This window comes from Megasphaera sp. AF13-6AC, assembly GCF_027685385.1.
Lineage (GTDB): Bacteria > Bacillota > Negativicutes > Veillonellales > Megasphaeraceae > Megasphaera > Megasphaera micronuciformis.
This window is the reverse complement of the sequence record NZ_JAQCUN010000296.1, coordinates 1-708: the sequence shown is the minus strand read 5'-3', so window position 1 is coordinate 708 and position 708 is coordinate 1. Positions and strand designations below refer to the sequence as shown.

Sequence of the window (708 nt, the reverse complement as noted above, 5' to 3'; positions counted from 1 at the left end):
CCCGTTTTGGATGTCGTCCGCTTGGTCTTGCTTCTTGCCGTTCCTTTTGTTTTACTTCCCGTCGTTCCTGTAGTACTTCGCCTTTTTCGTTCGGCCAACGTTCTTCACCTTCCATTGCACACACACATTTCATCAAAACCGTTCATTTGTTTGGTTTCAAATCCATATAGAAAGCCGCCAAGCTAACTTAGCGGCCGAATAATCAATGATTATAATTCAAAAAAAGAGCCCCACCATGCCGTCTTAGCCGAGTTTTGAGCCTGCCTGAGCAGGTGGGTGTCCTCCTATAACGCTTAACAGTCCCGTGTAGGCATTGTTTTGCCGCCATAGAGCCCGGACTCCCGATGTAAAAGTGTTGGTTCAAAACATCGAGAACTTTTTACGCACACAGTAGGGTTTCTCTTGGTTACAGTATATCAAAACGCACAAAAAAATCAAGGTCATAAGGCCGTTTCTAAAGGATTCGACCGTTATGACCTTGAAACTCTGTAAATGACTTATTCAGCCGGTTTAATGACGTCACACTTCATATACGGCCGCAATACTTCCGGCACGATAACGGAGCCGTCAGCTTGCTGATAGTTTTCCAAAATAGCCGCTACCGTACGTCCTACTGCCAATCCCGACCCGTTCAACGTATGTACGTATTCCGGCTTCGATTTGGCATCGCGACGGAAGCGGATATTGGCACGACGTGCCTGGAAGTCT

At 46.8% G+C, this 708-nt stretch carries 1 other RNA gene and 1 pseudogene; both read right to left on the bottom strand.

The features are described 5' to 3' along the window. Positions 1 to 223 precede the first annotated feature (223 nt). Positions 224 to 400: non-coding RNA, 6S RNA (gene ssrS / locus PGX78_RS08960), on the bottom strand. 97 nt (positions 401 to 497) lie between these two features. Then, positions 498 to 708 (bottom strand): annotated as a pseudogene (locus PGX78_RS08955) (serine--tRNA ligase); the annotation flags it as partial.